This window comes from Rheinheimera soli (assembly GCF_021290985.1).
GTDB lineage: Bacteria > Pseudomonadota > Gammaproteobacteria > Enterobacterales > Alteromonadaceae > Pararheinheimera > Pararheinheimera soli.
This window is the reverse complement of record NZ_JAJOYU010000022.1, coordinates 11,342-34,562: the sequence shown is the minus strand read 5'-3', so window position 1 is coordinate 34,562 and position 23,221 is coordinate 11,342. Positions and strand designations below refer to the sequence as shown.

Below are 23,221 nucleotides of genomic sequence, written 5' to 3'. Positions count from 1 at the left end.
GTCAGAGCTTCAGGCTCTGACACCAGTTTCAATCAGACAAAAAGCTGTTTCATGTCCTGATAAATAACCACAAACTCAGGAGAGCGATAGAAATCTATACCTGTAATTAACCCTCTGTCTGCAAAAGGTTTTAACGCAATACGAGCTTCGGTTTTATCTTTAGTAAAACCTTTTTGAATAGTGGCGATACGAATAAAATCCAGATAATTGGCTTTATCTGTGTGAGCTAATTTGGTATTCCACAGTTCAGCCACTTCGACCAACTCATCCGGAAATTCCCATTTACGTAAAATGCTACCACCTATGCCACCGGCTAAATCCGTGATACAGCCTGCGATAAAGTCTTTGTCACCAAACTGTTCCAGATGTTTTTCTGCTTCAGTCAGAATAGGCAAAGCACCAATATTATGAATTAAACCAGCCAAAGTCATGGTGTCAAAATTCACAGGGCTGGATTTTAAATTACTGTTATACAACTGCATCGCCGCCAGAGCCACTGCGGCCACTTCCAGCGTGTCTTGCCATACTTTACCCATCATGTCTTTAATCAGGCTGGAGTGAGAGACAAATAACTGTTCCACCGCCATAGCTGTCGCAATGTTTTTGATATAACGCAGGCCAATGCGGGTAACGGCCTGGTGTAAAGAGCTTACATGCACTGAACGGCCTAAAAAGGCGCTGTTGGCAATTTTCATCATACGAGCGGACATGGCCGGATCGTGAGAAATAATATCCGCCATCTGATTTAAATTTACATTTGGGTCTTCCGCCATTTTGCGGATACGTAAAGCAATTTCGGGAAGACTTGGCAGCACCAAGGTATCATTTTGAATTTTTTCGACCAGCAAGCTTAATAACGCGTTTTCGTTTGACATAAACTGCAACCTTGTGACAATAAAGGACAACTATCTGTTTGTGCTGTCTTGTTATTTAATTCATAGACGGACGCTCTGATTATTAGCGAATTCCATTGCCTTTGCCCAGTAGCAAAACAAAAGAATTTTTCATTTTGTCCAGATAGTGGGAATTATTCAGCGTCTTTGTCCTGAATTTGAAACAATTTGTCACGGATTTGCCAAAAACGACCGTCTTTACGGGCTATGATGGCCGCAGGAGGCTGAAATCTGTGTGTCTGTTGCAGCACTTTATGCACTGTCGCGTCAACAAATGGCCTGTGCCTGTCTACCAGATGAGGTGGCACAAATAAATTTAAAAACTTTTGTTTTTGAGCTTTGGTTTGCAAGCTCCAGTATTCAGCTATTTCTGCGCCATCAGCCGAAAAATAGCTGACTTTAAGTGAGCTTTTCCCTTCTTTACTCTGATGACTTTGCAGTTGCATCCGGGTGACATAAAGCACCAGCGCATCTTTTAAACTTAAGGCTTCTTTTAGCTTTTTATCCGGATCGACCAATACCAAACCACAGTCACCGCAGTTTCGGGCTGCTATGTCATTTTCAGCACCACAGTCCGGGCAAAACTTGGCTTTGAAACGATAACCGCAGGCATGGGGCTTTCCTTGTTCATCCTCTTTATAGCCCTGACAGCGGCGGCCATAATGCTCCAGCACTAAACCTCTGTCGTCAGTTTTGCCCCAGAAGTTATTAAAAAAACCACACAAAGGGCAGGGCACAGTGACCAGTTCAGTGCCAGGTTCAGGCCGCAATTCACCTATATCAGGTTGCTCCAGATTAAATCTGTTACCGGCATAATCCAGTACCAGACAATCGGTTTTACCCGGGCTTAAGCGCAGGCCACGGCCAACAATTTGCTGATACAAGGTAACTGATTCTGTGGGGCGCAAAATAGCAATTAAATCGATATGAGGGGCATCAAAACCTGTGGTTAATACCGCCACATTGACCAGATACTTCAGCTGCTTTTGTTTAAAACTATGGATCAGCGCATCCCGTTCTTTTTGTGGGGTATCGCCTAAAATCAGTGCAGTGTGGCTGGCAGGTAAATAACCCAAAATTTCGCGGGCATGGGCTGTGGTTGCGGCAAAAATCATCACGCCCTGCCGACTTTGGGCTTGTTGTATCACTTGCTGAATAATTTGGGGCGTGGCACGTTGTTGCTGGTTGATGCGTAAATCCAGATCTGCTTCTTTAAAGTAGCCACTGGCTGTGGGTTTTAAACCAGCGAAGTCATAGCTCAGCACTGGAGCATCCATCAGCACGGCAGGCGTTAAATAACCTTCCCCCAATAAAAAGCGGATAGGTAAATCGAAAATACAGTATTTAAAGAAACGTGGTTCGGTAGTGCGGATAAGTCCACGACTGTGATACTGATAAATCCAGCCAGAACCTAAGCGGTAGGGTGTTGCCGTTAAGCCTAGCACTTTTAAATCCGGATTTTGGGTCTGTAAAGCGCGAATGACTTTTAAGTAGCTGCTGTCTTCGTCATCGCCGACACGATGGCATTCGTCAATGACCAATAAGCTGTAGTGCTCAGTAAATTCATCCAGATTACGAGCTACCGACTGCACAGAGGCAAACACCACTTTAGCCGCCGTTTCTTTACGGCCTAGACTGGCTGAAAAAATAGCGGCCTCTAAGCCATAACTCTGGTATTTGGCATGATTTTGCTCCACCAGCTCTTTGACATGAGCCAGTACCAGCACCCGGCCACGGGCCAAGCGCGCCAGTTCTGCTATGACTAAGCTCTTCCCAGCGCCTGTAGGTAATACCAGCACTGCAGCATCCTGCTTTTGGCGAAAATGCACAAGAACAGACTGCACAGCTTGTTGTTGGTAAGACCGAAGTTGAAACATCAGAGCGATTTACGCAAGAAGAAGGGGCGATAAAAACGCCCCTTGAGGAGGATGACGACCAATGATTACTGAATGCCCTGATTAGAAAAAACAGTGGCGCGGTCAGCTAAAAAGGTGATTTTGATGTTTTTTTCATCATCACCCCAGCGGCAACTTTTGGTGCCCACTGCTTCGTCACAATGAGTGGCAGTACCTAAAATACCGGTTACTTCCTGGTACGTCATACCGGCTTTCACCTGATCATAATTGTCTTGAGTCAGTTTGCTACAAGCTCCGACGAACAGCAGAGCCGTGAACAAAACTACGATTTTTTTCATAACAGATTCCTTGTGTTATTTTAGTGTCTAAAGGGTTGTCGCCACAGCTGACTCTGGCGGTGTAAAACGTTTTACCTGGATAATCACGCCTAATCGCGGGTGATCCAAGTAATGGATCTGACCTAAGGTTAAGCGGGCACTTTGTTTAATCGCAAGTTGCGCCGGTTGGTTGTTATCCTCATTCTGGCGCAAGTAAAAAGTGCCATCAAACTGAATAAAGCGACCTAAACGTAACTGAACTAAAGAATCAAATTGCCACGGACTGAACCAGAGTTGCAAGCTGCTCTGACCTTGTTGCACTGCGGCCAGTTGTTGTTGCACTTGCTGCATTAAATCAACAGTTTGCCCTGCGTCTGTATTCTCATCCGCATGGTAAGAGCCTGCATACCAGTGGCTGCGGCTGTTACGGCCTGAGACCAGAGGCTGACGCCAGGCTGTATGCAGCAACAATTGCTTGCCGGCTTCACGTTGTAATTGATACGCCAGATTTTTCAGCTGTAAGTCATTTGGCCCTACTAAGTAAGCCGTATCTTTGGCAATTCCGTCCCCGGTAAAGGTAGCAGGAATTTGCGCTGGGGCAGGCAACTGCAATGCCAACTCTTCAGCACTTAATGGCCGGCTTATTAACTGACCATCCAAATCCCATTGTTCCATCTGGCAATTCTGCATATTCAGCTGAAATAACGACGCCGTTACTGGCTCTGGTTCCAACTGCACATCGAGAGAATCTTCTGCAACCAGGCTTTGCTGCTCCTGTTTATTCTGCTGATGTTCGGTTAATAGTTGCTGAATTTGCTGCTGTACAGTGGCAGAAACTGGCTGTGCCGGAGCAGGGGCTGACAAAGTCGGATCAGCCTGTGCTGGTGTGCAGGCTGGTATAGCTTTAATTAAATCAGCTAGTGCAGGTTGCACTAAAGGACGCATCAAATCCATCGCATTGCTGGTTTTAAGCGCCGCTGTAGGAGCTTCAAATTGCTCTTTTAAACTGTTATTGGAGCTTCGGCTAAAAGCTATCAGTTCAATTTCATACCAGCTGTTGGCAAAGACTGTGGTTGTGGCGAATAAACCCACAAAAGCCAGTCCCAGCGATGTTAAACGCAGATGTTTCATGATGCTCCTGTCTGATGTTTAGCAAAGTCATCCAGCATAAAGCTGACGAAGGCGAATCTGCTATTAGTATCAGGTAAATCTTTGATAAATTTCAGTTTACTACCGCCTTCCAATTTAAATACTTTCGACTGAGTCTGGATCAGTTGAATAATGTAAGACGGGTTCACTGAAGTCCGTTCGGCGAATTCTAGCACACCACCTTTGCTGTTGGCTTCCAGTCGTTTAATTCCAAGTGTCTGCGCCTGCATTTTTAACTCTGTGATTTTGACTAAGTTTTTTGCCGCATCCGGTAATAAGCCAAAACGGTCAATCAATTCTACCTGTACGTCATCCAGTTCTTGCTCGTCGCGACAGGAGGCTAAACGTTTGTAAAAGGATAAACGTAAGCTGACATCAGGAATATAAGAATCCGGCAGCAGAGCAGGCAACTTCATATCCAGTTCGGTTTGTTGAGTTAAAAGTGCATCCAGGCTTGGCTCTTTACCGGCTTTTAGCGCTTCAACAGCTTGTTCCAGCATTTCCATATACAAACTAAAACCTACAGATTCAATCTGACCACTTTGCTCGTCACCCAACAACTCGCCTGCGCCGCGAATTTCCATATCCTGACTGGCGAGTGCAAAACCTGCACCTAAATCTTCTAAAGCGGAAATGGCTTCAAGGCGTTTTTCAGCGTCTTTGGTTAAGCGTTTTGGCGGAGGTGTAAGTAAATACGCATAAGCCTGGTGATGCGAACGGCCAACCCGGCCACGCAACTGGTGCAACTGTGCCAGACCAAAGTTATCGGCTCTGTTGATAATAATAGTATTGGCAGTTGGCACGTCTATACCGGTTTCGATAATGGTCGAACACAGTAGCAGGTTAAAACGCTGATGGTAAAAATCAGCCATGATGTTTTCCAGATCCCGCTCACGCATCTGACCATGGGCTATGCCAATTAAAGCTTCCGGCAACAGCAGGGCTAAATCAGCAGCGGCTTTTTCAATACTGGCGACATCGTTGTGCAGAAAATACACCTGACCACCACGGGATATCTCCCGAAGCACAGCTTCACGGATCAGGCCTTCTTCATGTTCACGTACAAAAGTTTTGACCGGCAAACGTTTGGCCGGAGGAGTAGCGATAATAGATAAATCACGCATGCCAGACATCGACATATTTAAGGTGCGTGGAATTGGCGTTGCTGTAAGCGTCAGAATATCGATATTGGCTCGCAGGGCTTTGATTTTATCTTTTTGTCGCACGCCAAAACGGTGCTCTTCATCAACAATCAAAAGGCCCAGATCTTTAAAACGAATATCGTCCTGCAATAATTTGTGGGTGCCTATCAGAATATCGACTTTGCCTTGTTCGGTTTCTTCCAGTATCTGCTTTTGCTCTTTGGCACTAATAAAACGCGACAACACTGCTACTTTGACCGGCCAGTTGGCAAAGCGGTCGCGGAAGTTTTCAAAGTGCTGTTGTGCCAAAAGCGTGGTTGGCACTAAAACTGCCACTTGTTTGTTGTCATTGACTGCAACAAAAGCCGCCCGCATTGCGACTTCTGTTTTACCAAAACCTACATCACCACACACCAGCCTGTCCATAGCGCGTTCGGCCTGCATATCGGCAAGCACTGCAGCTATGGCATCGAGCTGATCAACGGTTTCTTTATAAGGGAAACCATCGGCAAACAGCTCGTATTGGTCGGCTTCCAGTTTAAAGCCATAACCCGTCTGGGCGGCACGCTGCGCATAAACATCCAAAAGTTCTGCTGCCACATCCCGTACTTTCTCTGCCGCTTTACGCCGGGCTTTTTCCCAAGTGTCGTTGCCAAGCTTATGCAGTGGCGCATGATCCTGATCAGAACCTGTGTAACGGCTAATTAAATGCAAGGACGATACAGGCACATACAACTTGCTGGCACCCGCGTATTCAATGGTGACAAATTCAGCACTGATGCCCGCAGCATCCAGCACCTGCAAGCCCTGATAACGGCCTATACCATGCTGTAAATGCACTACAGGCTGGCCAACAGAGAGCTCAGCCAGATTGCGGATTATGGTATCACCGGAGATTTGCTGGCTGTGTTTACGTTTGCGGCGTTGGGTTACTTTGTGGCCAAACAGCTCGTTTTCACTGACTAAGGCTAAAGGCTCTTCACCAGCTTTAGCCTTGGCTTTGCCGGAGCTGGCTTTGAGTAAACAGCCTTGCTCCAAAGACCCTATCACTATGCCTAAATCAACCTGATCTGTTAAAAACTCTTCGACCGAGGCAAATTGCTGCAAGCGAATTTGATTACGCTGCATCAGTTGCAACAAGCTTTCGCGCCGGCCTTCTGATTCTACGAAAAACAGCACACGGCCTTGCTGCTTTTTAATCTCAACAATAAATTGCTGTAGCTTTTCCAGTGGGTTTTTCAGCTGATGATTGACGGTAAGCTCAGGCAAATCAGCCACAGCCGCATTAGATTGTCCGGCACGTTCCGGCAATTCAGCACGGCTTAACCGTAAGCGTGGCCATTGCTTTAACTGAGCGAAAAACTCATCGACTGCTAAGTACAATTCCTGCGGTTTTAAAATGGGTTTAAGTAAATCTATGGCTCTGTCTTGATAACGACGTTGCAAGTCGTGCCAGAAACGCTCAGCCGCAGCCTCCAAATCGCCAACCGCCAGCATCACGGTCTGTTTGGGTAACATCGAAAACAAAGGTGCAGAGTGCTCAGCAAAGAGCGGCAGATAATACTCAATACCAGCAGGCATCAGGCCCTGACTGACCTGCATATAGAGCGATTCTTTTTCGCTGCGCGCTGGGAAACGTTCACGATAGCGAATACGGAAGCGTTCTATCGCGGCTTTATCCTGCGGGAATTCGTGAGCAGGCAAGAGTTCAATTTCATTGACTTGCTGCACTGTGCGTTGATTATCCGGGTCAAACAGGCGAATGCCGTCAATTTCATCGTCTAAAAAGTCAATGCGATAAGGCAGGGTACTGCCCATAGGATATAAATCGAGTAAGGAGCCACGCACTGAAAACTCGCCATGCTCCATCACCTGATCCACGGCGCGGTAACCCACTGCGGCCAATTGCTGACGCAGCGCTGTTAAATCCAGTTGCTGGCCTTTTTTCAGTACCAGACTGTACTGCTGTAAATAGCTGGCGTCAGTTAAACGCAGCAAGGCGGTATTTAATGGCACTATGACTATGCCATGCTGCAAACGAGGCAGGCTGTACAAGGTTTTTATACGCTGGGAAATAATGTCCTGATGGGGTGAAAATACGTCATAAGGCAAGGTTTCCCAGTCAGGGAAAGTCCAGACATCTGCAGCGTTTTCATGGAAAAATACCGTCAGTTCCTGCTCTAAACGAAGGGCCGTTGTGGTGTCTGGCACTACAACCACATAAAGGCCTTTCTGGCGCTGATACAGCTGATAAATGGCCCATGGCAAGGCAGCGCCGGACAGGCGGCCCCATTGTTTTTGATCGGTGCTGGAGGTGGGCGCTGGTAATGCTTCAATGCGGATCATCAGGGAAATTCTTTACTCGTTATAAAAAGACCGTTGGTTAATACGGTCTGTTGGTTTATTTAGTTTCAACACAAGTCACTGTTTACTACTGTTGAGCCTGCTGTGCTTGCTGCTGGCGTTGTTCCGCTTTACGTTTTAGTTGTCTGGATTGTTCATGCAAACTGGCTCTGACCACCATATCTCTGTCTTCATCCCGAATACGGCGAAACAGTATTTTAACCAGATAACCAGTTTTTTGTTCCGGTTCTGTACTTGCTTGTTCTGTCACTTCCAGCACCTGGCCTAAACAAAATAAAGCACCATCATTATTATCTAAAAACAGTTTCACTTCATAGAGTTGGTCTAAAGCCACAGCATTATCCATCCAGACCTGCACACCAGAGCCGCCGTAGCTAAAGGTAAAAAAACGGCAGGCCGGATCGTCCTGCGAGCGCAGCACATAATGCGTTAAGGCATCCAGTTTACGGGCTTGTTGTTGTAAATAATGTGCCAAATCAACGGACAAATCTTTCACTGCATTAAAGGTACGAATGGATGAATTGTTCAGCAGACTGAGCTCGCTAGTCATTTTAAAAGCGTCAGGAATAAGGCGTAAAAAGCCATCCTGATCCGGCAGAGGCTCGGAAAAAGGCACTAAATTGACAGTCGTTTGGTGCTCTATCTGAAAGTAGTCAGCAAATTCTGCAGCTAATTCTGTATTGCCTGGTTGTTGCATAAGAATACCTCGGGTAGCAAGCTTGTAACCTTAACGGATAATCACTATTATCGCAGCAATTTCTTCACCAACCCAAGTGGAAGTCTGTGAAAAGCCTGCAATTCCCCCTGAGTGTCCGTATTGGTTTGCGTTACAGCCAGAGCCGGAAAGGCCATGGGTTTTTATCTTTTATTACGCTGTTTTCCGTCACAGGTATTTTTTTAGGTGTGATGGCGCTGACTATTGTCAGCTCGGTAATGAATGGTTTTGAAGCTGAACTTAAAAAACGTATTTTAGGGGTGATCCCGCATTTAATAGTGCAGAGTACGCCAGAACCACAGCTTGATATCGCATCTTTGCAACAACAGTACCCACAAATTCAGCAGGCAACGCCTTATTTGCAACTGGAGGCTTTGGCACAAAGCCCTGGTCAACTTACTGCTGTGTTATTGCAAGGCATAGAGCCTGATCAAATACCGTCTTTTTTACAGCAATCTTTGGTCGCTGGTGACTGGTTTGCTTTAACAGCTCAGCCTTATTCTGTGATTTTGGGTGCTGGTCTTGCTAATGAATTAAAGGTCGGCCCTGGTCAACAAATTCGTTTGTTATTGGCAGAGGGCGGAAGTTTTACGCCTATGGGCTGGTTGCCGCGCCAGCGTTTGTTTACGGTCGCTGGCCTAATTAATACCGGCTCTGAAGTAGATAACGGCGTGGCTTTAGTGCATTTACCTGATTTAAAACGACTGGGCAGCAAGCAACAGGATGCCCCACAGTGGCGTTTAAGTTTAACTGAGCCTTTTGTTGCTCCAGCATTAGCCGACGAGCTTATTGAGTTTCCTGCTGTCGCCAAAGTGACAGACTGGCGTGACAGTCATGGCAAATTATTTGCGGCTGTGGCGATGGAAAAAGCCATGATGTGGCTGATGTTGCTGCTGATAGTGGCCGTAGCGGCTTTTAATATAGTGTCTGCACTGGTGATGATGGTGACAGAAAAACAACGAGAAGTAGCCATTTTAAAAACTCAGGGCATGACAGATGCTCAGCTTTTTACTGTCTTTGCCGTACAAGGCATGAATAATGGCCTGCTTGGCACCCTTAGTGGTGCTGTGGCCGGTATTGTGATCGCATGGCAGCTTAACAGTATTTTGTCACTCTTGGGTATTAGTGTGGTGGCCGGGGTGGCTTTGCCTGTGGATATTCAGCCCGTGCAAATCTTTTTTATAGTGGTATCAGCTTTGGTGCTGACGGCCTTGGCAGTGGTTTATCCAGCCTGGCGGGCAGTGCAAGTACAACCTGCAGAGATTTTAAGAGATGAGTAGTTTCCTCGTCGTTCTTGGCGCCGCAGCTTTGTTGACTGCACGCTTTCGCCCCAGTCACATAGGACTACTATGCTCCTGGGGTCTCTATCTCTTGTCGCCGCGCTGCAACTCCAATTACTTAGAGGAAACAGAGATCGCAGTTTTGTTTACCGGGCGCTCTCGCTCCGCAACATCAATTACTTTGGGTAGAGTTTAATGACCAGTATTTTAACGGCCCGTCAAATCAGTAAAAGCTACACGGATGGAGCAAATGTCACTCCGGTGTTGCATCAGGTCAGCCTTGACGTCAAAGCCGGAGAAATGCTGGCCATAGTCGGCAGTTCTGGTTCAGGCAAAAGCACGTTGTTGCATATTTTAGGCACTTTAGATCAGCCAGACAGTGGTGAACTGACCTTGTTAGGCAAAGCTGTGGCTAAGTTATCGGCCAATGCCAAAGCAAAACTCCGTAATGAAAAACTGGGCTTTATTTACCAGTTTCATCATCTGCTGATGGATTTTACTGCACTTGAAAATGTAGCGATGCCGCTGCTTATTCGTGGAGAGAGCAACGAAGATGCGGAGCAAAAAGCAGCCGCTATGCTGCAGCGTGTGGGCTTAGGACACAGAGTGGCTCACAGACCTGCTGAATTGAGCGGCGGTGAGCGTCAGCGTGTTGCTATAGCCAGGGCTCTGGTGGGTGAGCCTGCGTTAGTTTTGGCCGATGAGCCTACCGGTAATCTGGATCATCAAACTGCAGAAAGTATTTATAAGTTATTACGTGAATTAAACCGTGAGTTGAAAACCAGCTTTATTGTGGTGACCCATGATTTGGCGCTGGCGAAAAAGTTGGATCAACAATACTGGATGCGTGATGGCCATTTAGGCAAAACGATGGATGGCTTAAGTCATGGCTAGTTTGTCCTGGCAACTGGCGCAGCGGTATCGCAAAAGCCGTAACAGCAACGCTTTTATCCGTTTTATTGCGGCGTCGTCCACTATAGGCATTGGCCTTGGTGTGGCTATTCTCATTCTGGCTTTGTCTGTAATGAACGGCTTTGAGCTGGCATTAAAAGACAAACTTTTGTCTGTTATTCCTCATGTCGAACTACAGGCGGTGTCGGACCCTATTCAAAACTGGCAGAAAAAAATTAAGCCACTGCAACAGCATCCAGGTGTTGTAGCGGGTGCGCCTTATATCAAAACCAATACCATGATCCGCAGTGGCGCTAAAGTCAAAGCCGCCAGCTTAAGGGGTATTGATTTGCAGCTGGAACAAGGCATCAGTGCTTTAGGCTCTTTTGTTGTCGCTGGGGATCTCGCCCACATCAGCGAACATCAGATTGTACTTGGCAAAGGCATAGCCGATGAAGTGCAGGCCAAAGTGGGGGATGAAGTGCAGCTGATGCTGCCGCAAGTCACTGCAGACGGCAAGCTGGCCAGTCATAAGCATGTTAGTTTAACAGTGGTTGCCATCGTCAGTATTGGCGGTCAGCTCGACTATCAGCAGGCTTGGGTGGATATTGCGGCTTTAGGTTCGTGGCTGAACTATCCGCAGGACGCAGTTCAGGGGTTTGCCTTTAAAATTGACGATATTTTTGCTGCACCTTTGTTGTCCAGAGCCTTAGGCAGTATGGCGACTGATGTTGTCTATATGCTCGACTGGTTTCGCACTCAGGGCCATTTGTATAACGATATTCAGATGGTGCGCAGTATTTTGTATCTGGTGTTAGTACTAGTGTTGGCTGTGGCCTGTTTTAATATTGTCGCCACACTAGTGATGGCAGTGCGGGAAAAACAAGGGGATATCGCCATTTTACTGACCATGGGCATGCCCAGAAGCCGCATAGTGAAAGCTTTTATGTGGCTCGGCTGGCTGAATGGTTTGACAGGTACTTTAGTAGGTGGCCTGGTAGGGTTGCTATTGGCCTGGCAAATAGAACCCTTGTTTCGTTTAATTACCAGCCTGACAGGTTTTAGCTTGCTGGATTCTAGTATTTACTTTGTTGATTACGTGCCTTCTCATATCGAACCCATACAGGTGGTGATGACCATAGGCATAGCTCTTATCATGAGCTTATTGGCGACTATTTATCCGGCCTTAAGTGCCAGTAAAGTACAGCCTGCTTTTGTTTTAGGACAAAGATAGGTTTTTAGGCAAAGATAAGAAAACGTCAGACTGAGTCGGTTTCGGCCTGACGTTTTTTAATACGGCTTTGCCATGCTTTTTTTGCCGATAAACACCAGAAATAATCCACCAGCGTATATCCCAAAGCCGACAGGGTGCAGCCAATAATCAGACTGCCTAACAGGAAAGGTTTTCCTATGGTATCCAGGCTGTCTATCAGCCAGCTGAAACTCGCTTCAGGTTCCACATGGTGGCCCGGATGTCCTAGGATCAATGCACCTAACTGATAGCAGATGAAAAACACCGGTCCCATAGTCACAGGGTTGGTTAACCAAACCAAAGCGGCTGACAAAGGTAAGTTTACTCTGAATAAAATAGCTAAAGCAGCGGCTAATACCATCTGAAATGGCATAGGGATCAAGGCGACAAACAAACCCACCGCAAAAGCTCCGCGGGCTGAACGGCGATTAAAGTGCCACAAATTGTTGTCATGCAACAAAGCACCAAAAATTTTTAGCGACGGGTGTTGCTTGATTTTTTCTGTATCTGGTAGATATTTCTTAATTAGATTCTTTGCCATTACAACTCATTAATGAAAAATTAACGTGAACCGTTTTTTCATCGGCGTGATCAGCGGATGTCTATTGTCATTATTTTTACCAATAGTGCCAGCCCTTTTGTGGCTTATTTTCCTGTTATCTTTGATCCTGATTTGTCTGTACTACCGTTTGCTGTTTTTTACTGGATTTTGTTGTGCTTTAAGTCTCTGGTTGTGGCAAGTACAACAGCATCAGCTGCATACGCAGCAGTTACTTAGCCTGTCCGATCCCTGGCTAAAAGGGCAGGTGGTGAGTATCAGACAACAAGATGAAGACTTCAGCAGATTTTTATGGCAAATCAATGAAGGGCCACACCAGGGTTACTTAATACGACTGCGCTGGCAGAATGCGCCGGAGCTATTGGGACAGGGGCAAAACTTGTGGCTGAAGTTACGTTGCAAAGCTATTCGCTCTCCGGCTAATCCAGGTTCTGCTTATGTAGAGGCCAATGCCTATGTACTCGGCCTTATTGCCAACTGCATTGTAAAAGATGCAGTCTTGCTGGAGCCGGGATGGGATCACCGTCAGCTGTTGTATCAGCGTTTAAAATTAAAAATTGGTGATTTACCGTCTTTTTCTCTGATCACCGCTTTGACTTTGGGCGAACGGCCTTTTAGCGATGAGTTGTGGTTAGGTTTGCAGGCGACGGCGCTTGGGCATTTAATTTCGATATCTGGTTTTCATATTGGTTTGTTGTTTGGCTGGGTCTATGGCTTGATGCTGTTGCTGGCAAAAATCCATCTAAGGCTATTAGTCTGCCGCCAGTTGGCTCCTTTTATTGCTTTAACAGCGGCCTGGTATTACAGCTTGCTGGCAGGTTTTGCTATTCCTACTTTACGTGCTTTGGTGGCGCTGGTTTTAGCTGTGTATCTGATGCAGCAGCACAGGCGTTTAAGTTATAGCCAAAGCTGGTTGTTGGTCTGCGGTTTGTTGTTACTGCTGAATCCTTTGTGGGTGATGAGTATCAGCTTTTGGCTAACGGTCTATGCGGTGGCGCTAATTTTTCTGTTTGTCTGGCGTTATCCATTGCTGGACCATAGCTTCAGGGGGAAGATCCGCCACGCTGTTAAGTTTCAGGCGCTGATGACGCTGTTGATGAGTGCGCCTACTTTATTATTTTTCCATGGCATAGCGCCTTTAGCTTTGTTATCCAATCTGATTTTTGTGCCCTGGTGTTCTTTGCTGGTTATTCCTTATTTACTGATTGCCTTGCTGTTGGAGCTGGTGTTGCCTGCGCATCTGGTATGGCACTGGCGATTGGCGGATCTGGTTTTAGCGCCGCTTTATCATTGGCTGCTGTACGGTGCCGCTATGGACTATTGGTGGTTATTGCCTGCTCAGACGGTTTTTTCTGCGCTTTTGGTGGCGTTGCTGTTAGTGGCTGTGTTCATCCTGCCTGGTTCTGCCCCCAGATTTCGCTTGAGTTTATTGCTGTTGCCTTTTGTTTTTTTGTTATGGCCCAAAGGGTCGCAGTGGCAATTGCATATGATTGATGTCGGGCAAGGTACAGCAGTGTTGTTGCAACAAGGCGACAGAGGGCTGCTTTACGATGTGGGTCCTGTGTATGGCAGTTTTAATGCCACCGAAGCTTATGTATTGCCTTATCTGCATTATCAGGGCATACGTCAGCTGGACTATTTAGTTTTAAGCCATGCTGACAGCGATCATACCGGTGCTTTTTCTGAAGTCTTAAAGGCTTACCCCAAGGTACAGTTAATCGCTGATTTTCAGACAGGTTATCCACAGCAGCCTTGTTCAGCTTTGCCTGCTGTTTACCTGGATGCCCGGTTAGGGTCGTTTCAAAGTGCTTATGCAAAGCCTGAAGGCAATGACTCTTCCTGCGTGCTTGCGATAGAAGCTGCTGGATGGCGTACTTTATTAACGGGGGATATCAGCAGCAAAGTGGAAACTGAGCTACTCAGTGTTCAGCCTGATTTGAAGACAGATCTGTTGCTGTTAGGCCATCATGGCAGCAAGAGCTCTAGTCACCTGAGCTTTTTAGCGCAAGTTCAACCTTTGTTAGCCCTCAATAGCGCTGCAGCGAACAATTCCTATGGCCACCCGAGTAAAGAGGTGCGGGCACGGTTGTCTTTGCTGCAAATTCCGCTGCTCAACACTGCAGACCAAGGCGCTATTCGTATTGAAATAACGGATCAGCAGCTACATATCTGGCCTTACCGGCAGCAGCCTTTGCCATTTTGGCTGCAAAAGCAGTGAACAATTGCTGAAAGAGCTGAAACAACAAGGTAGAATGGCGGCGGTTTTAATATTCTTTGGGGTTAAATTTGTCTTCACAAACAACAGGTTCAATCAGCACTTTTAAACGCCTGCTGCAGTATTTAAAGCCCTATAAAGCCGGCTTTGCACTGGCTATGTTGGGTATGGCTGGCTATGCCTGCGTGGACGTATATTTTATTTCCCAGTTTTCCAGTTTTATCGACAGAGGCATTACTCAGAAAGATATGAGTTATCTGGCCTGGGCACCTGTTTTTGTGGTCGGGATGTTTTTTCTGCGAGGGGTGTTTCATTTTATTTCCAGCTACTGCTTAACCTGGGCTGGCACTCATATAGTCAAAGATTTACGCCAGCAATTGTTCCGTCAGATGATCGCCTTACCTGTCAGTTATCATGATAAACATTCGACCGGCGAGCTGATTTCCAAAATTACTTACGATGCCGAGCAAATTAAACAAGCCTCCAGTAAAGCGCTGATGGTGCTTATTCACGAAGGTGTTTTTGTTTTAGGTTGTCTGGGCCTGATGTTTTATAACAGCTGGCAGCTGTCGCTTATTTTTCTGGTGATAGCGCCAGTGATCGCCGTGATCGTGACTCAAGTGTCAAAACGCTTTCGCAAAATCAGCAGCAATATGCAAAATGCCATGGGGGATGTCACCACCAGTTCAGAGCAAATGCTGAATGGTCATAAAGTGATTTTATCCTTTGGTTCTGCCGAACTGGAAAACGCCAGATTTAAAGCAGTGAATAATCGCAACCGCCAGTTGGATGTGAAAATGGAAGCGACCCGTTCCATCAGTGTATCCCTGGTGCAGCTGATCGCTTCTTTTGCTTTGGCTTTTGTGATTTATCTGGCCAGCTTCCCGGCCATGCTCGACACCTTAACCCCTGGTACTTTCAGTGAAATTCTGGCCGCCATGATGTTGCTGTTAAAACCGCTTAAACAGCTGACAACAGTGAACAGTGATTTCCAGCGTGGTATGGCTGCTGCAACCAATGTGTTTTTAGTGTTGGATGAAAAGCCAGAGCAAGACACCGGCACTATTGAGCTTGGGCAGGTAAAAGGCGCTATTGAAATAAATAACTTAAGCTTTAACTATCCTGGTCATGAAAAACAGGTGTTAAAACAAATCAATATCAAAGTGGAACCTGGCCAGACTGTGGCTTTAGTGGGTCGCTCCGGCAGCGGTAAAACTACTATTTCCAACTTACTGCCGCGCTTTTATGAAATCGAACAAGGCGAAATTCTGCTCGATGGCATCAATGCTAAAGACTGCACGCTGGACTCACTGCGCGGACAAATGGCTGTGGTCTCGCAGCAAGTGGTGCTGTTTAACGATACCATCGCCAATAATATCGCTTATGGTTATCGTGGTGAATTAAGCCGCGAGCATTTAATTAACGTGGCTGAAAAAGCTCATGTGATGGAATTTGTTAGTCAGATGCCGCAAGGGCTGGATACTGAAATAGGCGAAAACGGTGTGACATTATCCGGTGGTCAGCGCCAGCGTATTGCCATAGCGCGTGCTTTGTTGCGTCAGGCTCCTGTACTTATTCTGGATGAAGCCACTTCAGCTTTAGATACGGAGTCAGAACGTAAAATACAGGGGGCTTTAGAAGAGTTATTTAAAGGCCGTACTAGTATTGTTATAGCGCACCGTTTATCCACTATTGAAAATGCCGATCAGATTTTAGTGATGGATCAAGGCCAGATTGTAGAGCAGGGCACTCATCAGTCTTTGCTGGCACAAAATGGCTATTATGCTCAGCTGTATAAAATGCAATTCAGTGAAGCCTGATGAACTGGTGGGAGCGCGGCTGGTATAAACAGCATCCTTTTACTTTGATCTTCTGGCCGCTGAGTTTGCTGTATCGCTGGGTGGCTGCTATTCGCCGAGTTGGTTATCAGCGTGGCTGGTTTCAATCTTTTGCGGTGGATAAACCCGTTATTATTGTGGGTAATATTTCAGTTGGTGGTACAGGTAAAACGCCTTTTACACTTTGGCTCTGTCAGTGTTTAACAGAGCAGGGTTTTACCCCTGGAATTGTCAGCCGTGGTTATGGTGCCCGGGTCACTGAACCTGTGCGCGTTACCTCTTTGCATTTAGCCGCTGATGTGGGCGATGAGCCTTTGCTGTTGGCCAGCAAAAGTCACTGCCCTGTGGTGGTGTGTCCCGACAGAGTGGCAGCGGCACAGTATCTGCTGGAAACCACGGACTGCGATATTGTCATTAGCGATGATGGTTTACAGCACTACAGATTAAAACGCGATTTGGAGTTAGTGTTAATTGATGGTCAGCGCGGACTGGGTAATCAGCAGTTATTGCCAGCTGGGCCTTTACGTGAGCCAGTATCACGTTTACAAAGCGTCGATGCGGTCATTGTAAATAGCGGCGATTTCCAGTCTGCACAGTATAAAATGGCGTTAAAACCTGTTGCTCCTGTTGCTTTAGATGGTCAAACGGCATGGCAACAGCAGGCAGTGACTTTAGTGGCAGCTATAGGTAATCCACAACGTTTTGTCGATACGGTAAAAAGCTTTGGTATTGAGATTAAAGCCACAGAGTTTTTCCGCGATCATTATGCCTTTGATGAACAAAGCTTGGCGGGCATTGAAGGGCCACTTTTGATGACTGAAAAAGATGCGGTCAAATGCCGGGCTTTTGCCAAACCCAATTGGTATTACCTGCCGGTCGAAGCCGACCTGTCGGACGAATTTAAATTCTGGTTGCAGCAACAGCTGCGCCAATGGAGAGATAACTAATGGCCTTAAATATCGCCTTACTGGACATCATTGCTTGTCCACTGTGCAAAAATAAACTAAAGCTGGACAAAGAAAAGCAGGAGCTGATTTGTACTGCGGATCGTCTGGCTTATCCGGTAAAACAACATATTCCTGTGCTATTAACTTCTGAAGCCCGCACTTTAAGTCTGGATGAGACAGAGAAATGGCGCTGATCACTTGCAAGTTTCTGGTCGTTATTCCGGCCCGGTACGCCAGCAGCCGTTTACCTGGTAAACCTTTGGCGGATATTGCCGGCCAAAGTATGATTGAAAGGGTGTACCGTCAGGCTATTAAAAGTGGCGCAGAACGTGTGGTGATAGCCACAGACGATGCTCGTGTGCAGCAGGTGTGTGAAACCTTTGGTGCCGAAGTCTGTATGACCAGCCCAGCACATAATTCAGGCACTGAGCGTCTGGCAGAAGTAGTGTCTTTATTAGGTTTGGCCGATGATACGGTAGTCGTGAATGTGCAAGGCGACGAGCCTTTTATTCCGCCTGCTATTATCCGGCAGGTGGCAGAGAATTTAGCCAGTCAAAGCAAAGCTCGTATGGCCACTTTGTCTGTGCCTATTGAACATCAGGATGAAGTGCAAAACCCGAATGTGGTGAAAGTACAAAGCGATAAAAATGGCTATGCATTGTATTTCAGCCGCTCTGTGATCCCTTTTGACCGCGACAAAACCTTTAGTTCCGCGCTGACTGATATCTACCGTCGTCATATAGGTATTTATGCTTATCGTGCTGGTTTTATTAAAGATTATGTCAGTTGGCCAGCCTCAACGCTGGAACAAATTGAATGTTTAGAGCAGCTTAGAGTCTTGTGGCAAGGCGAAGCTATTCATGTAGCGACTGCGCTGGAAACGCCTGCAGTGGGTGTAGATACGCCTGAAGATTTAGAACGAGCCCGTTTGGTTGCGGCGGCTTTATAAATGGCCGCTTTATAAATGACAGTGCTTTTGAAGCTGGTGTATGAGCATGCTGATTTTCTGGTGCTGGACAAGCCGTCCGGTGTCAGTTTTCATTCTGAGTTTGAACCCGGTGTAGTGGCTTTGGCTGAAGCCCAATTTGGGCTGAAGTTGTATGCCGTTCATCGGCTGGATAAAGGCACCTCAGGTTTATTGCTGCTGGCAAAAAGTAGCGAAGCAGCAGCGGACTTGTCGCAACTTTTCCAACAGCAACAAATCCAAAAGTTTTATTTAGCGCTGACGGATCAAAAACCAAAGAAAAAACAAGGCTGGGTCAAAGGCGATATGGTGCAGGCGCGCCGCTCAGCCTGGAAGCTCACCAGTAGCTTAACTAACCCTGCTGTCAGTTATTTTGTCTCGGCGTTTTACGAGGTGGAAGGGCGCAGAGCTTTTTTGGTGAAACCTTTTACCGGTAAAACTCATCAGGTGCGGGTGGCTTTAAAAAGTGTCAGCGCAGCTATTTTGGGTGACGAGTTGTATCAGGGCACTGCAGCAGATCGTCTCTATCTGCATGCTTATGCGCTGTATTTTAGCTGGTCTGGCACTGAAATTAAGCTGGTGTTGCCTCCATCTGATGGCACAGAGTTTTTATCAGAATCCTTGTTGCAACACCTGAATCAGCATTGGGCAGAACCAGCAGTGCTGGATTGGCCATCTTATCAAAAACCAACAACATCTAAAGTTGTTGAGTAAAAGAGTAATTTACGTGTCCGATTATTTATTACGTTTTGCCGGCATAGGCCGTTTGTATGGCACCAAAGCGCTGGAAGCGTTTCAAAAGGCGCATGTCTGTGTGGTTGGCATTGGTGGGGTTGGCAGCTGGGCTGCTGAAGCTTTGGCGCGCTCAGGCATAGGCGAAATTACCCTGATTGATTTGGATGATATTTGCATCAGCAATACTAATCGCCAGTTGCATGCATTATCCGATAGCATAGGCAAAGACAAAGTGGCGGTGATGGCAGAGCGGATTAAAGCTATTAATCCGGATTGTGTTGTGCATCAGGTGGAAGACTTTGTCACACTCGACAATTTATTCGAGTTGATGAGCACCGATTTTGACTATGTGGTGGATTGCATCGATTCGATCAAAGCTAAAGTCGCGCTGATAGCGCACTGCAAACGTAATAAAATTGCCATAGTGACGGTAGGTGGGGCTGGCGGGCAGGTCGATCCTACCCAAATTCAGCTGGCCGATTTAAGCCAGACTGTGTACGACCCTTTGTTATCCAAAGTGCGTAATACCTTGCGCCGCGACTACAACTATAGTCGCAACCCCAAACGACGTTTTGGTATAGATGCTGTGTATTCGACTGAGCAATTGGTCTATCCAAAAGGCGATGGCACTGTCTGTCAGACCAAACCAGAACTGGATGGCCCTATGCGTTTAGACTGCAGCGGTGGTTTTGGCGCTGTGACTGTAGTGACAGGCGCTTTTGCTTTTGTGGCTGTCTCCAGAGTGCTGAAAAAGCTTGCCGAAAAAGCTAATAAAGCCTGACTATAGCTTTAAATCACAGCTTTTATTTTATTTAGCACAGCCAGCAAGCCATTGCTGCGTGACTGGCTGATGTTTTGTTGTAGCTGTAATTCGTTCAGCAATAACTCCGGTTTTGCATGCGCCAATTCTTCCGATGTCAGGCCATTCAGCTGCACTAACAGTAGAATAATCAAGCCTTTAACAATACGAGCATCGCTGTCAAAAGCCCAAAAGTGCTGGGTTGTCACAGGGTCTTGGTAATGCAGCAGCCAGGCTTTACTTTCGCAGCCCTGAACTAAAAACTCATCTCTGTGCCACTCACTGTCAAAAGCAGGTAATGCTTTGCCCAGCGTCATTAAAATACGGTATTTACTTTGCCAGTCTTTCAGCTGTCGTAATTCAGGCAGCTGTGTCTCGTAAATATTTTTTAGCGCAGTAGCGGTTTCTGTAAAGATATCTGGTCGGATCATTCAGTAAGTAACTCCACTGCAGTAGTTAAAGCAGCTAAAGTGCGGTCAATTTCGTCGAAACTGTTATAACAAGCAAAAGAGAAACGTACTGAACCTTTGCTATTTATGGCCTGAAATAGCGGCATAGCACAGTGAGTTCCGGCCCGAACGGCGATTTTTTGTTGGTCTAACAAGGTTGCGAGGTCGGCAGGGTGCTCATTTTTCAGGTTGAGCGCCACTATTCCTGCGTTAGTTGTCTGACCAGATAGCAGCTCTAAAGCCGGAATTTGCTTACAACCCTCATAAAAGCGTTGTACCAAGCCTTGTTTATGCTGCTGTATCGCGACTAAATCCTGCTGTCGCAGCCATAAAATAGCAGCGCCGAGGCCAATAGCACCTGCCATATTGGGCGTGCCAGCTTCTAATCTGTAGGGTAAATCGTTCCAGCTGCTCCGTAAAAAGCTCACCGTTTTAATCATTTCTCCGCCACCCAGCAGCGGGCGCAGCAGTGCTAAATACTCTGTTTTTCCATACAAAACACCAATGCCTGTTGGACCATAGAGCTTATGGCCTGAAAACAGATAAAAATCTACATCCAGGGCTTGTACATCAACTTTCTCCCAGACAATGCCCTGAGCACCGTCCAGCACCACAATAGCACCTGCAGCCTTGGCCAGACGCACTATCTGCGCTATTGGCTGAATATGGCCCAAAGCATTGGAGACATGGCTAATACTAACCACTTTGGGTTTGAGTTTTAATAATTCTGTAAAGGCAGCCAGATCAAATCGATAGTCTGCCGTTAAAGGCACCACGTCCAGTTCCACCCCAAAAGGCAGAGCATGAATATGCCAGGGCACAATATTGGCGTGATGTTCCATAGATGAAATTAATACCCGATCGCCTGACTGCAATACTGGCCCCATCAGGCCATAAACCAGCTGATTAAAGCCTGCTGTGGTGCCGCTGGTCCAGATAATTTCATGGGAACAACGCGCATTTAGAAACTGTGCAACAGTGCTTCTGGCCGCTTCAAATGCCGCTGTAGCCTGTTGGCTTAAGCCATGGGCAGAACGGTGTACATTGCTGTTTTGCTGGCTGTAAAACTGATGCATCGCATCAAGCACTACTTGCGGCTTGTGCAGAGTTGCTGCGTTATCCAGATAAATCCAGTCCGGATGAGCAGTAAAAAACGGGAATTGTTGCCGTAAAGCGGGGAGATTGAAATTCAAGATTGGCAACCTAAAGCTATAAAAAACGAGGCCGGATCATAACATCCGGCCCCATCAGCAGGTTAGGCTTTTTTGTAGTCGCGCTTGGTGTAGCCGGTGTACAGCTGACGCGGACGACCAATTTTGTGGCCTTTGTCGGACAACATTTCGTCCCAGTGAGAGATCCAGCCTACAGTACGTGACATAGCGAAAATCACAGTAAACATGCTGGTTGGAATACCAATGGCTTTTAAAATGATGCCTGAGTAGAAATCAACGTTTGGATAGAGTTTCTTCTCGATGAAGTACGGGTCTGACAGCGCAATACGCTCCAGTTCCATCGCAACATCCAGCAGAGGATCCTTGATGTTCAGCTCTTTTAATACATCGTGGCAAGTTTCACGCATCACCTTGGCACGAGGGTCAAAGTTTTTGTAAACGCGGTGACCAAAGCCCATCAGACGGAAACTGTCGTTTTTGTCTTTAGCACGAGCAACGAACTCAGGAATACGCTCTACAGAGCCGATTTCCTGCAACATTTTTAAGCAAGCTTCGTTGGCGCCGCCGTGTGCAGGGCCCCACAAAGATGCTACGCCAGCAGCGATACAAGCGTATGGGTTTGCGCCTGAAGAACCGGCTAAACGTACTGTGGACGTTGAAGCGTTTTGTTCATGGTCTGCATGCAGCATAAAAATACGGTCCATTGCTTTGGCAACAATAGGACTGACTTTGTAGTCTTCAGCTGGTACAGAGAACATCATATGCAGGAAGTTTTCTGCATAAGTTAAGTCATTGCGTGGGTACACAAAAGGCTGACCTACAGTGTACTTATACGCCATGGCAGAGATAGTTGGTAACTTGGCAATTAAGCGATGAGCGCTGCGTTTACGCTGCTCAGGGTCGTTAATATCCAGGTCTGAGTGATAAAAAGAAGACAGAGCGCCAACTACACCACAGAGCATGGCCATAGGGTGAGCGTCAACACGGAAGCCTTGGAAAAATGAGGCAATTTTTTCATGCACCATAGTGTGGCGCGTGATGGTATGCACAAATTCATCGTATTTAGCTTTAGTAGGCAATTCGCCTTCCAACAGCAGGTAACAGGTTTCCAGATAATCTGAATGTTCTGCTAATTGCTCTATTGGGTAACCCCGGTGTAACAACACGCCATTGTCACCATCGATATAGGTGATTTTTGATTCGCATGAACCCGTGGCCATAAAGCCCGGATCGAAGGTGAAGTATCCTTGCTGACCTAAAGCACGAACATCAATAACATCAGTGCCTGCAGTGCCAGAATAGATAGGAAGTTCAAATGGTGCCTGTCCTTCGATCTGCACGACAGCTTTTTTATCTGCCATTGGATTTCTCCTGTTGTTTTAATTGGGTTAAACCTTTTCGCACCTATTCTAACTTCAAGTGCTGCCTAAAAGTCAATTTTAATGCGCGATTGGATAATAAGTATTCGACTCTGGTCGTATTGCCATCAAAGTTGAATGCTGTAGGGTAGAGTACGCAGAAATTCGATAACCAAATCAAACATAAATTGTAATCCGAAGTGGTGAATTATATACTGTCGCGGGTTTTAAACCTGTTCAGCGTTTGATAGATAAAAAAACAGGCTGAACCACACTGAGCTGTAGCCTGTATATCCATTGGGCGTTGACTGATTATTCAGCAACAA

20 protein-coding genes are annotated in these 23,221 nt (G+C 46.6%); 10 read left to right on the top strand and 10 right to left on the bottom strand.

All coding sequences use genetic code 11. The features are described 5' to 3' along the window. Positions 1–32: 32 nt before the first annotated feature. The 6 genes from LSG37_RS14895 to LSG37_RS14870 form a co-directional block, all read right to left on the bottom strand. Positions 33–875 (bottom strand): HDOD domain-containing protein, encoded by an 843-nt coding sequence (locus LSG37_RS14895; RefSeq protein WP_233080641.1) that lies wholly within the window; start codon positions 873–875, stop codon positions 33–35. A 152-nt stretch (positions 876–1,027) separates the two neighbouring features. Further along, positions 1,028–2,770 carry a DNA repair helicase RadD gene (gene radD / locus LSG37_RS14890; protein ID WP_233080640.1) on the bottom strand — a complete coding sequence of 581 codons (1,743 nt, stop codon included), beginning with the start codon at positions 2,768–2,770 and terminating at the stop codon, positions 1,028–1,030. A 65-nt stretch (positions 2,771–2,835) separates the two neighbouring features. Beyond that, positions 2,836–3,087: an outer membrane protein assembly factor BamE gene (locus LSG37_RS14885; RefSeq protein WP_233080639.1), complete on the bottom strand. Its 252-nt coding sequence runs from the start codon at positions 3,085–3,087 to the stop codon at positions 2,836–2,838. Between the two features lie 27 nt (positions 3,088–3,114). Continuing rightward, complete coding sequence (locus tag LSG37_RS14880) at positions 3,115–4,197, bottom strand: CsiV family protein (RefSeq protein ID WP_233080638.1); 1,083 nt, start codon at positions 4,195–4,197, stop codon at positions 3,115–3,117. Beyond that, complete coding sequence (mfd, locus tag LSG37_RS14875; RefSeq protein ID WP_233080637.1) at positions 4,194–7,703, bottom strand: transcription-repair coupling factor; 3,510 nt, start codon at positions 7,701–7,703, stop codon at positions 4,194–4,196. The genes LSG37_RS14880 and mfd overlap by 4 nt, the downstream gene beginning before the upstream one ends. An 85-nt stretch (positions 7,704–7,788) precedes the next feature. After that, positions 7,789–8,418, bottom strand: a complete 630-nt coding sequence (locus LSG37_RS14870) for a PilZ domain-containing protein (protein ID WP_233080636.1) — start codon at positions 8,416–8,418, stop codon at positions 7,789–7,791. Between the two features lie 86 nt (positions 8,419–8,504). On the opposite strand from LSG37_RS14870, the gene LSG37_RS14865 reads away from it, so the two are divergent. The 3 genes from LSG37_RS14865 to LSG37_RS14855 all read left to right on the top strand — a co-directional run bounded on the left by LSG37_RS14865 (position 8,505) and on the right by LSG37_RS14855 (position 11,841). Next, the gene (locus LSG37_RS14865) at positions 8,505–9,716 is read left to right on the top strand and encodes a lipoprotein-releasing ABC transporter permease subunit (RefSeq protein WP_233080635.1); all 1,212 of its coding nucleotides are present in this window, start codon (positions 8,505–8,507) and stop codon (positions 9,714–9,716) included. Between the two features lie 195 nt (positions 9,717–9,911). Further along, complete coding sequence (gene lolD, locus LSG37_RS14860) at positions 9,912–10,610, top strand: lipoprotein-releasing ABC transporter ATP-binding protein LolD (RefSeq protein ID WP_233080634.1); 699 nt, start codon at positions 9,912–9,914, stop codon at positions 10,608–10,610. Then, positions 10,603–11,841 carry a lipoprotein-releasing ABC transporter permease subunit gene (locus LSG37_RS14855; protein WP_233080633.1) on the top strand — a complete coding sequence of 413 codons (1,239 nt, stop codon included), beginning with the start codon at positions 10,603–10,605 and terminating at the stop codon, positions 11,839–11,841. Before lolD ends, LSG37_RS14855 begins: the two co-directional genes overlap by 8 nt. Before the next feature lie 25 nt (positions 11,842–11,866). On the opposite strand, the gene LSG37_RS14850 is transcribed toward LSG37_RS14855, so the two are convergent. Beyond that, positions 11,867–12,400, bottom strand: coding sequence for a DUF2062 domain-containing protein (locus LSG37_RS14850; protein ID WP_233080632.1), 534 nt, complete (start codon positions 12,398–12,400; stop codon positions 11,867–11,869). Positions 12,401–12,464: 64 nt separating this feature from the next. Here LSG37_RS14850 and LSG37_RS14845 point away from each other — a divergent pair, with 64 nt between their 5' ends. From LSG37_RS14845 to tcdA, 7 genes are all read left to right on the top strand, one after another. Further along, entirely contained in the window at positions 12,465–14,636 is a 2,172-nt protein-coding gene (locus tag LSG37_RS14845) for a DNA internalization-related competence protein ComEC/Rec2 (RefSeq protein ID WP_233080631.1), read from the top strand. Between the two features lie 68 nt (positions 14,637–14,704). Continuing rightward, complete coding sequence (msbA, locus tag LSG37_RS14840; RefSeq protein WP_233080630.1) at positions 14,705–16,453, top strand: lipid A export permease/ATP-binding protein MsbA; 1,749 nt, start codon at positions 14,705–14,707, stop codon at positions 16,451–16,453. Further along, positions 16,453–17,418: a tetraacyldisaccharide 4'-kinase gene (gene lpxK / locus LSG37_RS14835; RefSeq protein WP_233080629.1), complete on the top strand. Its 966-nt coding sequence runs from the start codon at positions 16,453–16,455 to the stop codon at positions 17,416–17,418. Before msbA ends, lpxK begins: the two co-directional genes overlap by 1 nt. Further along, entirely contained in the window at positions 17,418–17,612 is a 195-nt protein-coding gene (locus LSG37_RS14830) for a Trm112 family protein (protein ID WP_233080628.1), read from the top strand. The genes lpxK and LSG37_RS14830 overlap by 1 nt, the downstream gene beginning before the upstream one ends. Next, positions 17,603–18,367 (top strand): 3-deoxy-manno-octulosonate cytidylyltransferase, encoded by a 765-nt coding sequence (kdsB, locus tag LSG37_RS14825; protein ID WP_233080627.1) that lies wholly within the window; start codon positions 17,603–17,605, stop codon positions 18,365–18,367. The genes LSG37_RS14830 and kdsB overlap by 10 nt, the downstream gene beginning before the upstream one ends. Before the next feature lie 15 nt (positions 18,368–18,382). After that, positions 18,383–19,096: a TIGR01621 family pseudouridine synthase gene (locus LSG37_RS14820; RefSeq protein WP_233080626.1), complete on the top strand. Its 714-nt coding sequence runs from the start codon at positions 18,383–18,385 to the stop codon at positions 19,094–19,096. A gap of 13 nt (positions 19,097–19,109) precedes the next feature. Next, the gene (gene tcdA / locus LSG37_RS14815) at positions 19,110–19,898 is read left to right on the top strand and encodes a tRNA cyclic N6-threonylcarbamoyladenosine(37) synthase TcdA (protein WP_233080625.1); all 789 of its coding nucleotides are present in this window, start codon (positions 19,110–19,112) and stop codon (positions 19,896–19,898) included. Positions 19,899–19,906: 8 nt separating this feature from the next. On the opposite strand, the gene LSG37_RS14810 is transcribed toward tcdA, so the two are convergent. From LSG37_RS14810 to LSG37_RS14800, 3 genes are all read right to left on the bottom strand, one after another. Next, a complete protein-coding gene (locus LSG37_RS14810) occupies positions 19,907–20,347 on the bottom strand; it encodes a SufE family protein (protein ID WP_233080624.1) in 441 nt (146 codons plus the stop codon). Continuing rightward, entirely contained in the window at positions 20,344–21,558 is a 1,215-nt protein-coding gene (locus tag LSG37_RS14805) for an aminotransferase class V-fold PLP-dependent enzyme (protein ID WP_233080623.1), read from the bottom strand. Before LSG37_RS14805 ends, LSG37_RS14810 begins: the two co-directional genes overlap by 4 nt. Before the next feature lie 62 nt (positions 21,559–21,620). Beyond that, positions 21,621–22,898 (bottom strand): citrate synthase, encoded by a 1,278-nt coding sequence (locus LSG37_RS14800; protein WP_233080622.1) that lies wholly within the window; start codon positions 22,896–22,898, stop codon positions 21,621–21,623. Positions 22,899–23,221 lie beyond the last annotated feature (323 nt).

Excerpts from the sequence above, each read along its gene's own strand:
- lpxK (WP_233080629.1), top strand. The coding sequence starts at position 16,453 with ATGAACTGGTGGGAGCGCGGCTGGTATAAACAGCATCCTTTTACTTTG.
- lolD (WP_233080634.1), top strand. The coding sequence starts at position 9,912 with ATGACCAGTATTTTAACGGCCCGTCAAATCAGTAAAAGCTACACGGAT.
- mfd (WP_233080637.1), bottom strand. The coding sequence starts at position 7,703 with ATGATCCGCATTGAAGCATTACCAGCGCCCACCTCCAGCACCGATCAA.
- LSG37_RS14850 (WP_233080632.1), bottom strand. The coding sequence starts at position 12,400 with ATGGCAAAGAATCTAATTAAGAAATATCTACCAGATACAGAAAAAATC.
- LSG37_RS14820 (WP_233080626.1), top strand. The coding sequence starts at position 18,383 with ATGACAGTGCTTTTGAAGCTGGTGTATGAGCATGCTGATTTTCTGGTG.
- LSG37_RS14810 (WP_233080624.1), bottom strand. The coding sequence starts at position 20,347 with ATGATCCGACCAGATATCTTTACAGAAACCGCTACTGCGCTAAAAAAT.
- LSG37_RS14895 (WP_233080641.1), bottom strand. The coding sequence starts at position 875 with ATGTCAAACGAAAACGCGTTATTAAGCTTGCTGGTCGAAAAAATTCAA.
- LSG37_RS14830 (WP_233080628.1), top strand. The coding sequence starts at position 17,418 with ATGGCCTTAAATATCGCCTTACTGGACATCATTGCTTGTCCACTGTGC.
- LSG37_RS14885 (WP_233080639.1), bottom strand. The coding sequence starts at position 3,087 with ATGAAAAAAATCGTAGTTTTGTTCACGGCTCTGCTGTTCGTCGGAGCT.
- LSG37_RS14800 (WP_233080622.1), bottom strand. The coding sequence starts at position 22,898 with ATGGCAGATAAAAAAGCTGTCGTGCAGATCGAAGGACAGGCACCATTT.
- LSG37_RS14855 (WP_233080633.1), top strand. The coding sequence starts at position 10,603 with ATGGCTAGTTTGTCCTGGCAACTGGCGCAGCGGTATCGCAAAAGCCGT.
- LSG37_RS14880 (WP_233080638.1), bottom strand. The coding sequence starts at position 4,197 with ATGAAACATCTGCGTTTAACATCGCTGGGACTGGCTTTTGTGGGTTTA.
- kdsB (WP_233080627.1), top strand. The coding sequence starts at position 17,603 with ATGGCGCTGATCACTTGCAAGTTTCTGGTCGTTATTCCGGCCCGGTAC.
- radD (WP_233080640.1), bottom strand. The coding sequence starts at position 2,770 with ATGTTTCAACTTCGGTCTTACCAACAACAAGCTGTGCAGTCTGTTCTT.
- LSG37_RS14870 (WP_233080636.1), bottom strand. The coding sequence starts at position 8,418 with ATGCAACAACCAGGCAATACAGAATTAGCTGCAGAATTTGCTGACTAC.